The organism is Streptomyces sp. NPDC096132, from assembly GCF_044763345.1.
In the GTDB taxonomy this organism is placed as follows: Bacteria; Actinomycetota; Actinomycetes; order Streptomycetales; family Streptomycetaceae; genus Streptomyces.
On the sequence record NZ_JBIWGA010000007.1, the window covers coordinates 351047 to 363838 of the forward strand.

Sequence of the window (12792 nt, forward strand, 5' to 3'; positions counted from 1 at the left end):
TCTGCTCGTCGGTGGCACCTCGGCGCTTGTTGGGGGTGAGCCTCGCGCTCTATGCTCACCATATAGTGGATCAATTGTTCCATCTAGTGGACCACTTGGAGTTCCGGTGAAAGCTGCTGTCCTCACGGCACCTGGCCGCATCGAAACCGTCGACGACTGCGCGGAGCCCGTCTGCGGTCCGCGCGATGTGATCGTGCAGATGGAGGGCGTCGGGCTGTGCGGCTCGGACCTCGATGTCTTTCACGGCGAGCGGCTCACACCCACCGTTCCATGGATCGTCGGCCACGAGGGTTTCGGGCGGATTGCCGCGGTCGGCAGCGATGTGCGGGACCGTCAGGTGGGCCGACGTGTGGTCGTTGAACCCAATTACGTCTGCCTGAAGTGCGCCGACTGCCTCAGCGGGCTGACGTCGGCCTGTCCGCACCGGGCCATCGTCGGTCTGAACGTCCCGGGCGTCCTGGCCGAACAGGTAGCCCTCCCCGCGCACTTCGCCCACGAGGTCCCCGACGGTCCGACCGTCGAGGACCTGGCGAGCACGGAGCCCTACACGGTGGCCCGAGCCGCCGTGCGGCGCAGCGGCGTCACCACCGCGGATCGCTGCCTGGTCGTCGGTGCCGGGGCCCAGGGGCTGTTGGTGTGTTCGATCCTGTCCCGCCTCGGCATCGAACCTGTCGTCACCGAGCCTCACGCGCAAAGGCTCGCTCGCGCCCAACAGGTGGGGGCGGTCCCTGACGATGGTCGCACCGGGTTCACGTACGTCTTCGAAACCTCCGGCCATGCACCCGCTCTCCACCTTGCCGCGGAGCGAGCCGCGCCGGGCGCCACCGTTGTCCTGATCGGTCTCAATTCCCACACACTGCCGCTCACCACGGACGACGTGGTTCGCCGTCAACTGGTGATTCGCGGGTCGATGATCTACGACCACCCCGGCGACTTCGCCAGCGCGATCCACGAACTGTCTGAGGCTCGGCCCGGCGCGATCATCGAGGCCCGCTTCCCGCTGGAGCAGGCCCAACAGGCCTTCGCCGGCGCGGCCGAACGTGCCGGGAAGACCTGGATCAGTATCGGAACGTATGAGGAAGCGTAGGTCCACCACGAGGGCCGGTATCATCGGCCCTCACTCGGAAGCGGGCAGTTGCTGCGCACGCAGCCCTCGATGATGTCGAGATTTTGGAGACTGACCTCGCCGCCAGCCCGCCTCCGCCGGAGGAGAACCGCTGCAACACCGCTGACCTTGGACCTCAACCCGCCGATGTGGAGAGATCGTCGAGGGCCTGTCTGAGGACGAGTTCCTGCAACGGATCGAGACCCCGGTCTCAGGGGCTCACTCCCTGCGGACGCGGGCGGCCAGAAGCGCGATGTCGTCCTCGGCGGGTCCTCGGTGAGTTGGGCGAGGACCGAGTCGAGGATCGTGTCCAGGTCGTCCTGTGGGCTGAGGTGGAGCCGGGTCGGACGGTGGAGCGAGGTGTCGATGTCCTCGCAGCGCGCTCGACGAGGCCGTCGGTGTAGAAGATCAGCGTGCCCCCGGCTACATCGGGGTGTGTCACGGTGGTGTACTCGCCGAGCCCGGTGCCAAGCGGTGGGCCGGCCGGGATGTGGATGAACTTGCTCCTGCCCTCAGAGGTAGAGCAGCTCGGAGTCGAGCACGGCGATTGCGGCGGCGGCACCGCCGACGATGCCCCGCAGGTTCCGGTACTCGCGGTCCGGCCGTGACGAGGCCACCGCACCCGCCGCTGCGAGCAGGGCGTCGACATCCGTGGACAGCAGCGGTTCGGGAGCCTGTGCTTGTGATGCCACGGCACCTCCTTGTCACCCCTCATACCGACCGTGACCGGCCATTCCATGATTCGAGGGTCCTCATCGATCTGCGCGTCGAACCCGGTCCTGGCAGTCCCGGTCGATGCCCCGGCCTCGCTAGCGGCGTTCGCCTTCGGAGGTGGCTGGACTGTTCGTGTACTGGCTCCCACCGGCGGACCTGCTACGGTGAGACCATATTTTTCAATGGTTGAAAAATTACCTGAGGGTTTGCTGAGAAGTCAACGGAAATGTTGACGATCTGCGTGAAGTGTCATTAGGTTCGCAAATGCCAACAAACCGGCGACCGTCAACCGCCTCATGAGGAGAGAGACCGTGAAGCACCGGGCAATCAAGCGAAGGAACGTCGTCATCGGGATCGGCGCGACCGCGGGTGTCGCGGCGATCGGCGGCGTCGCGCTGACGGCGCAGGCGTCGGGGGAGAAGAAGGACTCCGCGGCGTCGTCTTCCGACGCCTTGGTCTTCGACAAGGACGACTACACGGAACTGACGGAGACGCTCGCGGACGCGGCCGGCACCGACCACTCGGTGACCTACCACTTCTACAAGGCCCGCGACTACGTCACCAACCCGAGCGACGACACCCACCAGAGTCTCGTCGTCAGCGTGCCCGTCAAGATCGACGGCAAGACCGTCGACGCATCCAGGGCACCGATCGTTTTGGCCAACGCGGTGGGCGCCTACATGCCGTCGACCGTCGCGACCGCCACGGGTGTCGGCCAGGCCGCGCTGGAGATGGGCTCCATGACTGGCGGCACCGGAACCGGCACCGGTGGGACATCGTCCGGGATGCCCACCGACGGGGCGCTGCCCAGCGGAATGCCGTCGGGCGGTACGGGCACGGGCGGCACGGGCGCCATCAACGGGATGGTCAACCTCGCGAAGCTCGCGCTGGTTGCGGGTTACGTCGTCGTGGAGCCCGGCACGCGAGGCCGCAGTCTGACCACCTCCTCCGGCGTCTACTACGGCACGGCCCCCGCGGTGATCGTGGACCTGAAGGCCGCGGTGCGCTACATCCGCTTCAACAAGGGCCGGCTGCCCGGTAATGCCGACCGGATCGTCTCCACCGGCACCAGCGCCGGCGGTGCCTCCTCAGCCCTGCTCGGCGCGTCCGGCAACAGCAAGCTCTACGACTCGTACCTGCAGGAGGCCGGCGCCGCCGACGCCCCGGACGCGATCTTCGCGACCGGCGCCTGGTGCCCGATCACCGACCTGGAGCACGCCGACGGCGCCTACGAGTGGAACTGGGGCTCCAACGTCACCCAGTCCACCGGCAAGGTCGTCGACCAGACCGTGTCGAAGGAACTGCAGTCCCAGTTCGCCGAGTACCAGGCGGGTCTGAAGCTGAAGGGCCTTGACGGTTTCGGCAAGCTGACCGCCCGCAACTACGACGACTACCTCCTGCAGAACTTCCTGGAGCCGTCCGCGACCAAGTACCTCGCGGCTCTGTCTGACTCGGAGCGTGAGACCTACCTGGCGAAGAACACCTTCATCACCTGGTCCGGCGGCAAGGCCAGCTTCACGTGGGAGGACTACCTCACGCACGTGGGTGCGCGGAAGAAGACCTCCCCGGCCTTCGACGCTTTCGACCTGTCCGCTGGTGAGAACAACGAGTTCGGCGAGGGGACGACCGAGTCGCGTCACTTCACCGCGTACAGCGCCAAGAACGACAGCACCGGGCTGAGTTCAAAGCGGGTCGCGAGCGACATCCCCGAGAAGCTCAAGCTGATGAACCCGATGTACCACCTGCTCGAAGAGCGCAATCCGGACCGGTCGAAGTACTGGTGGATCCGCCTGGGCACCAGTGACACCGACACCTCGCACGTCATCTCCTCCAACCTGGCTGCCACGGCGGACAACCTGGGAGACGACGTCAACTACTCCTTCTACTGGGACAAGGGGCACGCCACCAACGAAGACCCCGGCGACTTCCTCACCTGGGTTGCCAAGGTGACCGGCTACAAGAAGTAGCCCTCACCGAACAACGCTCACCCCCACGAACGCGGTGTCCGTCCTGCTGCCTCCTGCCTGGCGGACACCTGCGAGGCGCGTGTCCGGCCTGACGTCTTCTGTGTACCGGACACCGCCCACTGCCCCGTCCTTCGCCTTTGGGGAGCCGGAGGGCGGGGCCACACCCCCCGCCGAAGTTGCTCCAGGATCTGACATGACGACGACCTTGCCCCCGACACGTACCGAACCGTTGAAGCCGGACGGGAGCCCTGTCCGGGTGCTCGTCGTGGACGACGAGCAGTACATCACCGAGCTCCTCACCATGGCCCTGCAGTACGAGGGCTGGCTGATCGAGACCGTCGGGGACGGAGCGTCGGCGGTACGTACGGCGCGCGCCTTCCAACCCGACGCCGTCATCATGGACATGATGCTCCCTGACACCGACGGCCTCAGTGTCCTTCGGCGCTTGCGCGAGCAGCAGCCGGACGTCCCCGTCGTGTTCCTCACCGCGAGGGACGCGGTGGAGGACCGGATCGCCGGCCTCACCGCGGGCGGCGACGACTACGTCACCAAGCCGTTCAGCCTGGCGGAGATCGTCGTACGGCTGCGCGGTCTGATACGGCGTGCCGGCGCCGCCGACCGACGTGACGACCCCCTCCTCGTCGTCGGCGATCTCACGCTCGACCAACACAGCCAAGAGGTGTGGCGGGGCGGCGAGAGCATTCGCCTGTCGCCCACCGAGTACGAGGTACTGCGCTTCCTCATGCGCAACGCGCGCCGCGTGGTCAGCAAGGAACTGATCCTGGACCGGGTCTGGTCCTACGACTTCGGCGGGAGCTCCAACGTCGTCGAGCTCTACATCTCCTACCTGCGCCGCAAGATCGACGCGGGCCGAGAACCGATGATCCACACCAAGCGCGGCGTCGGCTACCTGCTCAAGCCGGCCACCGCGTAGAGCTCACGACGACCGGTTGCCACATGCCTCACTGTCGCGGCACCTGCGAATGCCGCGAGGGGCGCGATACGGCGAGAAATTGTTGTCGAAATTGTTGACGATAGTTCGGGCTTCGGGCACGCTCACCGCTCGGTGGCGCTGCTGCGGGAGCCGCGCGCCGATATCGAGAGGGGTAACCCATGCGTTGGTCCTTCGTTCGCGGCCGCCCGAGATCCGTTGCCGGCGCGTGCGCGGCGGTGGCGGCGATGCTCGCGGTTCTTGTGGTGCCCACCGCGAGCGCGAGTTCCGCTGGTGATGTCGAGTCGTCGCGTCGCGGCGTCACGGCGGAAGGCCTGGCGGATCTGCCTGCCGTGAAGCCCGTGCGGGACTGCACCGATGTGCCGAACCTCGAACTGAGCGGAGTCACCGACGCACCGGTCACGATCTCCTCGGCGAAGGTAGTGACAACAGGCGCAGCACCTTACTGCGAGGTGCGGGGAACCATCGCCCCGGCGAACACCATTGTGATGCGCCTGCCGATCAATGGCTGGACCCAGCGCTACGTGCAGACCGGCTGTGGCGGTCTGTGCGGCAGCGCCAACATCAACTACGGCCAGGCATCGACCTGTCCGGTCGTCCAGGACGGCACCGTCGCCAGCGCCACCACCGACATGGGGCACCAGGGACAGAACGACGGCTCCTGGGCGCTGAACAACCCGCAGGCGCAGATCGACTTCGCCTACCGAGGCGTGCACGTCACCTCTCAGGTTGCCAAGGCGGTCATCACGAAGTTCTACGGCCGGCGCCCTGCCTACTCGTACTTCACCGGCTGCTCCGACGGCGGCCGCGAAGCCCTCATGGAGGCGCAGCGCTACCCGGACGACTTCGACGGCATCGCCGCCGGCGCGCCCGCGAACAACATGGTCGTCCAGAACACCTTCCACCACGCCTGGAACGTGCTGACGAACAAGGACAAGGACGGCAGCTACATCCTCCTCGCCGACAAACTGCCCCTGATCCACCAGGCCGTGCTGGACAAGTGCGACGCGCTCGACGGGGTCACGGACGGCATCCTCGACGACCCGCGCAACTGCGACTTCGACCCGAAGACGCTCGTGTGTACGACTGGTCAGGATGCGTCGACTTGCCTGACGACCGCTCAGGCCGCAGTGGTCCAGCGACTGCACGACGGCGCCACTGACGCCAAGGGGCGCAAGCTGGAACTTGCGATCTCCCATGAATGGGGCTCCGAGCTGGAGTGGACGCTGTTCGTACCGACGGCGCAGGGCCAGACGGTGGCGAGCGAGAACTTCGTGACGTCCTTCACCCGCTACCTCGCGTACACGAACGCTGCGAACCCCGGATTCCAGCTCTCCGACCTCGACTTCACCGTCGAGTCGTTCTGGAATACGGTCCAGTCCTCCAGCTACCTCGCCGCCATGGACCCCGACCTCGGCGCGTACGCGAAGAGCGGCGGCAAGCTGCTCCTCTGGCACGGCTGGAACGACCAACACATCTCGCCGCAGGGGACCTTGGCCTACTACGACGCCCTGCGCAGGACGATGGGGACGAAGACGGCCGACCGCTTCGCCAAGCTCTACATGTTCCCGGGTGTCGCGCACTGCGGCGGCGGCAACGGACCGAACACTTTCGACGTCCTCACCCCGGTGATGGCCTGGGCGGAGACAGCGACCAAGCCCGGCAAGATCGTCGCGTCCAACATCACCAACGGCACGGTGACTCGTACCCGCCCGGTGTACCCGTACCCGAAGGTCGCCCGCTACGACGGCACGGGCAGCGTCGACGACGCCGCGAACTTCGAGCTCTACACCCCGTCGACCCGTCCTGGCGCCGATGCCTACAACTGGCTCGGCAAGCGGCTGTACTCCCACGGTTACCAGACCTGGTGCAAGGTCGTGAACGGCAAGTTGGTGTGCCGGCCGACGCGTACCTGGCTGACCGAACGCGACGGTACCGCATAGGCGCTGGAAGGCCGGCACCCTGCTGGTGTGCCGGCCTTCTCCGTCGCAGGGTCAACTTTTGGGGACCCTGTCGAGGGGGTCCGATTGTGGGACAGGTGCCACAGGTGCGGTGGCCCCGCGGATCAACTGCGTTGAGGAACTGCGGCTGCCGTGGCCCTGCCGCCGGTCGCGAGACGCATGAGGTCCGTGTCGAAATCGATCTCGCCCGGTTCGGCGGCTCGACCGCTCCGCTGCGCAGAGCTGCCGAACTGGTGTTGATAGCGAGACCAGGCTCCGTCCACGACGGAGCGGGAGACGCCGCTCTCGATCAGTGCAGCCAGTTCGGTGGCGGCTCGGGCGATGCGATCCCCCAACGCCCCGTCGCCCCAGTCCTCCGGGGCGGCGAAGAGCGCGGTCGGCGTCACCAACGCCCGCATGTAGGCGAAGAGCGGGCGCATCTGCTCGTCGGGCACCAGGGCGTGCCGGGCACTGCCGGCGGTCGCGGTGACGGCAACGGGCTTGGCGATCAGCAGATCGTTGTCCAGGAGGTCGACGAAGGACTTGAACAGGCCGCTGACTCCGGCCTTGTACACGGGAGTCGCGGCGATCACGGCGTCGGCGGTGGCGAGGCACTCGATCGCGGGACGCAGCCCCTCGCCCACGAAGCCGGCCACGGTCGCCCGGCCGATCTCGTCCACCAGGGTGCGCAGTTCGATCGTGGTGATGCGGGACTCGATTCCGTGGGCGTGAAGCAGGTCGTGTGTCTTCTGCGCCAGCCGGTCCGCCAGCAACCTGGACGAGGACGGATCGCTCACGCCCGCGCTGACCACGACGATGGTGCGGGGCTCTTCGATATCAGTGGTCATGGGGTCTCGTGATCCCTTTCGGTGTCGGTTGTCGAACCTCTGGCCTCGGACGCGGCATCGGCGGCGGTGCGCAGCTTGGTGCACAGTTCGTCGAGCTGCCGCAGGCTGTCGGCGTCGAGTGCGCGGGTCATGGCCTGGACGATCTGCCTGGCGTGTCGCCGGCCGACGGCGCGCTGCAGTTCGTGGCCTGCCTCGGTGAGGGCGATCCGGTGGGCACGAGCGTCGTCGGGATCGGTGCGGCGCTCTATCAGCCCGCGATCGTTGAGACGGGCGATCATCCGGGAGACGCCCGACTGGGTCAGCAGGATCAGGCGGTTGAGGTCTGTCGAACGGAGTCCTTCGGGGGCGGTGGACAGGGTGTAGAGGACGTCGTACTCGTGCGGTGAGAGTTCGTCCCAGATGTTCCCGGCGGCGAACTCCCGTGCCAGCGCCACCTGCGCGCGGAACAGGCTCTCCCATGCCCCGATGGCCTGACCCGGGGCGCCGGCTCCGTGTCCCGCGCCGTTGCCCGGCCCCGCGCCGGTGGTGGTCACAGGGAGGGGTGGACGGCGACCTTGTCCGGGTCGCTGTCCTGGTAGGGCGAGGTGCCGGCGGTGTTGTCGCCGCGGTTGGCGTTGGGGCGCGGCTGACGGGCAGGTCGGTCACCGTACTTGGCACGCACCAGGTCGGCATGGGTCGGCGCCGCCTCGGGCACACCGGGTGCGCGGCGTGCGGCCAATTCCTTGCGCAGCACAGGGACGACCTCCTCGGCCAGCAGGTCGATCTGCTTGAGCACTGCGGACTGCGGCAGCCCGCCGTTGTCGACCACCCACAGCTGCCGCTGGTAGTCGCCGAAGATCTCGTGGAAGCCGAGGGTCTTGTCGATGATCTCCTGCGGGCTGCCCACACTCGACGGCGTCGCGTTCACCCAGTCCTCCAGCGGGATCCGGATGCCGTGCGCATTGTTGTCGAAGTACGGGCGGTACTCGGCGTAGGCGTCCTGTGAGCGCTTGGCGATGTACGCCTGCCCGCCCAGACCGACGATGGCGTCCTGGGCCCGCCCGTGGCCGTAGTGCTCGTAGCGCTTTCGGTAGAGGTCGACCAGCGGCTTGAAGTGGCCGTTGGGCGCCAGGATGTTGTTGGCGAAGAAGCCGTTGCCGTAGTAGGCGGCCTGCTCGGCTATCTCGGGGGTGCGGATGGAGCCGTGCCAGACGAACGGCGGGACGTCGTCCAGTGGGCGCGGGGTGGAGGTGAAGCCCTGCAGCGGGGTGCGGAACTCGCCGTCCCAGTCCACCACGTCCTCCCGCCACAGCCGGTGCAGCAGGTTGTAGTTCTCCAAGGCCAGGTGGACTCCCTTGCGGATGTCCTTGCCGAACCACGGGTAGACCGGGCCGGTGTTGCCGCGCCCGAGCATCAGGTCGAGCCGCCCCTTGGCCAGGTGCTGCAGCATCGCGTAATCCTCGGCGATCTTCACCGGGTCGTTGGTGGTGATCAGCGTCGTCGACGTCGACAACGTGATGCTTCTGGTCGTCGCGGCGATCGCGGCCAGCAGAGTCGTGGGCGAGGAGTCGAAGAACGGTGGGTTGTGATGCTCGCCGATCGCGAACACGTCCAATCCCGCCTCGTCGGCGTGGCGAGCCATCTCGACGACATCGTCGATCCGCTCGGCCTCGCTCGGCGTGTATCCGGTGACCGGATCGCGGGTCACATCACTGACGGAGAAGATCCCGAACTGCATGCTTGCTGCCTTTTCTGTCTTTCTCTTCCCTACGAGGGCGGTTCGACCGTTCCAACATGCATGACTATTCATGTATTCCCGATGGTCGCGCGATGCCCGACGGTTCCGCTGGGGCTCCTCGTGCGAGGCGAGCAGTCTCATGGCAAGGTGGGAGCGCGGTGACCGTGTGGGGGTGTCTTGTCACTTTGTGTCGATGAGGAGTCCTCCCGCATGGCGGAGCAGCGCAACATGATCCTGGCCGTCACGGGTGCCGGTGGTACCCGTATGGCTCACCACGTCCTGGCCGCGCTGGAGGCCGACGAGCGTGTCGGCCATGTCGACCTTCTGGTGTCGTCATGCGGACGCAAACTGGTCGCCCACGAGTTCGGCGGTGCCGAGGACCGCGACATGGTCCAGGCCGTTCTCGGCAGGGAGTCCGGGAAGGTGACGGCTTGGGACGCGGACGACTGGGCCGCGCCCCACACCTCCGGGAGCCACGACGTCTGGGGCATGCTCGTCGTGCCGTGCTCGCTGGGCACCATGTCCCGCGTCGCCCAGGGACACTCGGACTCGCTGATCGAGCGGGCCGCGGACGTGTGTCTCAAGCAGCGCCGCCCGCTGGTGCTGTGCGTACGGGACACCCCGTTCAACCTGATCCATCTGCGGAACATGACCCAGGTGACGGAGGCGGGTGCGGTCGTGTACCCGATGATCCCGAGCTTCTACACGCTGCCCGAGACGGTGGAGCAGATGTACGAGCAGTTCACGGCACGGCTGATGGACTTCGTCGGGCTTGGCCGGCAGGCGAGGGCGGGCGCATGACGGCACGCCTGATCGTCGGGATGACGGGAGCCAGTGGTGCCCCGCTGGGGGTACGGCTCCTGGAGGTGCTGCGCGAGATCGGCGGGGTGGAGACCCACTTGGTGCTGTCCCGGTGGGCACGGACCACGATCGAGCTGGAGACTCCATACAGCGCCCGTGAGGTGTCCAAGCTGGCGGATGTGGTGTACGGAGCCGGTGATCAGGCGGCTGTCATCTCCTCCGGTTCGTATCCCACGGACGGCATGGTGGTCGTGCCGTGCAGCATGAAGACGATCGCAGGTATCCGTACCGGGTACGCGGACGGACTGATCGCGCGGGCCGCGGACGTCACCCTCAAGGAACGGCGCCGCCTGGTCCTGGTGCCGCGGGAGACTCCGCTGAGCGAGATCCATCTGGAGAACCTGCTCGCTCTGTCCCGTATGGGAGCTCAGGTGGTGCCGCCGGTGCCCGCCTTCTACCACAGGCCCACCTCCCTGGAGGAAGTCGTCGATCACACCGTGGCCCGTGTACTGGACCAGTTCGGGCTCGAATCCCCCCACGCCCGGCGCTGGACGGGCCTGTCCCGCACCTCCGACAGTGAAGGAGCCGAGTAGCCATGGCCGTCCAAGATCTGCGCTCGGCCCTGGAGGTACTGGCCAAACACCCCGGGCAACTGCACACCACCAACCACCCGATCGACCCCATGGGCGAACTGGCCGGTGTCTACAAACGGGTCGGTGCCGGCGCCACTGTCCAGCGGCCCACCAAGCTGGGCCCAGCGATGATGTTCGAGAATGTCAAGGGATACCTGGGCGCCCGCATCCTGGTCGGTCTGTTGGCCAGCCGCCAGCGCGTCGGGATCCTCCTGGACTGCCCCCCGCGGGAGTTGACCCAGAAGTTCGCCGAAGCTGTCCGCAATCCGCTGGAGCCCGTGTTCGTCGACGCCTCCCAGGCACCCTGTCAGGAGGTGGTGCACAAGGCCGACGACGCCGACTTCGACATCCGCACCCTCCTGCCCGCGCCGACCAATACCGACATGGACGCGGGGCCGTACTTCTGCGAGGCGATGGTCCTTGGTTCCGACCCCGACAACGGGCACACGGACGTGACGATTCACCGGCTCTGCGTGCAGAGCAAGGACGAGATCTCCATCTTCTTCGCGCCAGGCCGCCACATCGACGCCTTCCGCAAGAAGGCTGAGGCCAAAGGCGAGTCCCTGCCCGTCTCCATCAACATCGGCGTCGACCCGGCCGCCTACATGGGTACCTCGTTCGAGGCGCCCACCACCCCCCTGGGCTTCGACGAACTCACCATCGGTGGCGCCCTGCGCGGCGAGGGCGTTCACCTCGTCGACTGTCTGACGGTCAATCAGAAGGCTCTGGCCCGCGCGGAGATCGTCATCGAGGGGGAGATCCTCCCGAACGTGCGCGTCGCCGAGGACCAGAACACCAACATCGGGCACGCCATGCCCGAGTTCCCCGGATACGACGGCCCCGCGAACCCCTCGCTGCCGGTGATCAAGGTCAAGGCGGTCACGACGCGCACCAACCCGATCGTGCAGACGCTCGTCGGCCCGGGCGAGGAGCACGTTTCGCTGGCCGGCATCCCGACCGAGGCCGCGGTGTTCAAGATCTGTGAGGACGAGTTCCCCGGCTTCGTACGGCAGACCTACGCGCATTCCTCCGGCGGCGGCAAGCTCCTGCAGATCATCCAGGTCGAGAAGACCAGCGAGTTCGACGACGGGCGGGCCCGGCAGGCGGGTGTGCTCGCACTCGGCGTGTACTCCGAACTCAAGCACGTGGTCCTGGTCGACGAGGACGTCGATCCGTTCGACAGCGAGGACGTGCTGTGGGCGATGACCACCCGCTTCCAGGCCGACAGGGACCTGGTGATCCTGCCCGGTATCGCAGGACACGTCCTGGATCCCTCCCAGACCCCGCAGTACAACCCCGCCCTGCCGGACAAGGGCGTCACCGCCAAGATGGTCTACGACGCGACCCGTCCGTACCACCTGAAGGACATGTTCACCCGCGCCCAGTTCCGGGATGTCGACCCCACCCCTTGGTACCCCGACTACCAGGAGTGATCCGCAGAGGGCCATGTGCTCGGCATCGCCATGCCCGCCACCTGTTTCGGGATCTGCTCGGCAGGCTCAGGGGTAGATGTCGGCCCGGAAGGTGAACGAGACGAGTTGCGCTCGCTCACGCGCGCGCCGCCCTTCGTCATGGCCGGCGCTGCATGCGTCTTCACGGTGAACGGCGGCACGGACATCTGAGCATCCGCGATCTAGGTCATTTCGTTGACGTGGCGCCGGGGCCATCCACGTGCCCCAAGGCCCGGTCGACCGCAATCTCGATGACGACGCGTTCCGGATCCGGAGCCGGAGTCCGACCGTAGCGCTGTCCGTAGCGGGTGACAGCGTCGTCTACAGCCGCTGGATGCGTGCGGACTTCGGCTGTGCCCTCCAGCGTCGCCCAGCGCCCTCCGGCCACTTGGCAGACCGCGACGCGTGCTTGGCCCGGCAGTGCTGCCAGAAGGTTGGCGACTTTCCTGCTCGATTTGCGAGTGATAACTCGCGCGATGCCGGTGTCAGCGTCCACGGTGACACCAACCGGCACTACGTGTGGGCGCCCATTCGGCCGAAGCGTCGTCAATGTGCACAGGTGGTACTCGTTCCAGAACTCCAGGTACTTGTTGCCCTGGCGGGCTAGCTCGTTGCACATGGCTGGGAAGAGTACTCGCGATTGCCGTGCAAGTCGGCTGAAAGTG

14 protein-coding genes are annotated in these 12792 nt (G+C 66.9%); 8 read left to right on the forward strand and 6 right to left on the reverse strand.

All coding sequences use genetic code 11. From position 1 onward, the window contains the following. Positions 1-106: 106 nt before the first annotated feature. Positions 107-1087 carry a zinc-binding dehydrogenase gene (locus tag ACIRF9_RS19525; RefSeq protein ID WP_403823322.1) on the forward strand — a complete coding sequence of 327 codons (981 nt, stop codon included), beginning with the start codon at positions 107-109 and terminating at the stop codon, positions 1085-1087. A 229-nt stretch (positions 1088-1316) separates the two neighbouring features. Here the strand turns inward: ACIRF9_RS19525 and ACIRF9_RS19530 are convergent, their stop codons facing one another. Further along, on the reverse strand, positions 1317-1667 hold the full coding sequence (locus ACIRF9_RS19530) for a SpoIIE family protein phosphatase (protein WP_403823325.1): 351 nt from the start codon (positions 1665-1667) through the stop codon (positions 1317-1319). Beyond that, the gene (locus ACIRF9_RS19535) at positions 1618-1797 is read right to left on the reverse strand and encodes a hypothetical protein (protein WP_403823329.1); all 180 of its coding nucleotides are present in this window, start codon (positions 1795-1797) and stop codon (positions 1618-1620) included. Before ACIRF9_RS19535 ends, ACIRF9_RS19530 begins: the two co-directional genes overlap by 50 nt. Before the next feature lie 333 nt (positions 1798-2130). Here ACIRF9_RS19535 and ACIRF9_RS19540 point away from each other — a divergent pair, with 333 nt between their 5' ends. The 3 genes from ACIRF9_RS19540 (at position 2131) to ACIRF9_RS19550 (ending at position 6681) form a co-directional block, all read left to right on the forward strand. Further along, positions 2131-3786, forward strand: a complete 1656-nt coding sequence (locus ACIRF9_RS19540; RefSeq protein ID WP_403823332.1) for a subtype B tannase — start codon at positions 2131-2133, stop codon at positions 3784-3786. Between the two features lie 193 nt (positions 3787-3979). Continuing rightward, positions 3980-4720 carry a response regulator transcription factor gene (locus ACIRF9_RS19545; protein WP_403823335.1) on the forward strand — a complete coding sequence of 247 codons (741 nt, stop codon included), beginning with the start codon at positions 3980-3982 and terminating at the stop codon, positions 4718-4720. Positions 4721-4965: 245 nt separating this feature from the next. Beyond that, on the forward strand, positions 4966-6681 hold the full coding sequence (locus ACIRF9_RS19550) for a tannase/feruloyl esterase family alpha/beta hydrolase (protein ID WP_403823624.1): 1716 nt from the start codon (positions 4966-4968) through the stop codon (positions 6679-6681). A gap of 122 nt (positions 6682-6803) precedes the next feature. Here the strand turns inward: ACIRF9_RS19550 and ACIRF9_RS19555 are convergent, their stop codons facing one another. Genes ACIRF9_RS19555 through ACIRF9_RS19565 form a run of 3 tightly spaced genes read right to left on the reverse strand, consistent with a single transcriptional unit; the run spans position 6804 to position 9243 of the window. Then, entirely contained in the window at positions 6804-7526 is a 723-nt protein-coding gene (locus ACIRF9_RS19555; protein ID WP_403823338.1) for a CE1759 family FMN reductase, read from the reverse strand. Continuing rightward, complete coding sequence (locus ACIRF9_RS19560; protein WP_403823341.1) at positions 7523-8059, reverse strand: MarR family winged helix-turn-helix transcriptional regulator; 537 nt, start codon at positions 8057-8059, stop codon at positions 7523-7525. Before ACIRF9_RS19560 ends, ACIRF9_RS19555 begins: the two co-directional genes overlap by 4 nt. Further along, the gene (locus ACIRF9_RS19565; RefSeq protein WP_403823344.1) at positions 8056-9243 is read right to left on the reverse strand and encodes a CE1758 family FMN-dependent luciferase-like monooxygenase; all 1188 of its coding nucleotides are present in this window, start codon (positions 9241-9243) and stop codon (positions 8056-8058) included. The genes ACIRF9_RS19560 and ACIRF9_RS19565 overlap by 4 nt, the downstream gene beginning before the upstream one ends. Before the next feature lie 210 nt (positions 9244-9453). Between ACIRF9_RS19565 and ACIRF9_RS19570 the strand changes: the two genes are divergently transcribed. From ACIRF9_RS19570 to ACIRF9_RS19585, 4 genes are read left to right on the forward strand one after another with little or no spacing between them, the layout of a single operon-like run. Beyond that, a complete protein-coding gene (locus ACIRF9_RS19570; protein ID WP_403823347.1) occupies positions 9454-10044 on the forward strand; it encodes a UbiX family flavin prenyltransferase in 591 nt (196 codons plus the stop codon). After that, the gene (locus ACIRF9_RS19575) at positions 10041-10637 is read left to right on the forward strand and encodes a non-oxidative hydroxyarylic acid decarboxylases subunit B (protein WP_403823350.1); all 597 of its coding nucleotides are present in this window, start codon (positions 10041-10043) and stop codon (positions 10635-10637) included. The genes ACIRF9_RS19570 and ACIRF9_RS19575 overlap by 4 nt, the downstream gene beginning before the upstream one ends. A 2-nt stretch (positions 10638-10639) precedes the next feature. Next, entirely contained in the window at positions 10640-12109 is a 1470-nt protein-coding gene (locus tag ACIRF9_RS19580) for a UbiD family decarboxylase (protein WP_403823353.1), read from the forward strand. 15 nt (positions 12110-12124) lie between these two features. After that, complete coding sequence (locus tag ACIRF9_RS19585) at positions 12125-12298, forward strand: hypothetical protein (protein ID WP_403823356.1); 174 nt, start codon at positions 12125-12127, stop codon at positions 12296-12298. 16 nt (positions 12299-12314) lie between these two features. On the opposite strand, the gene ACIRF9_RS19590 is transcribed toward ACIRF9_RS19585, so the two are convergent. Further along, positions 12315-12746 (reverse strand): pyridoxamine 5'-phosphate oxidase family protein, encoded by a 432-nt coding sequence (locus ACIRF9_RS19590; protein ID WP_403823359.1) that lies wholly within the window; start codon positions 12744-12746, stop codon positions 12315-12317. Between the last annotated feature and the right edge of the window lie 46 nt (positions 12747-12792).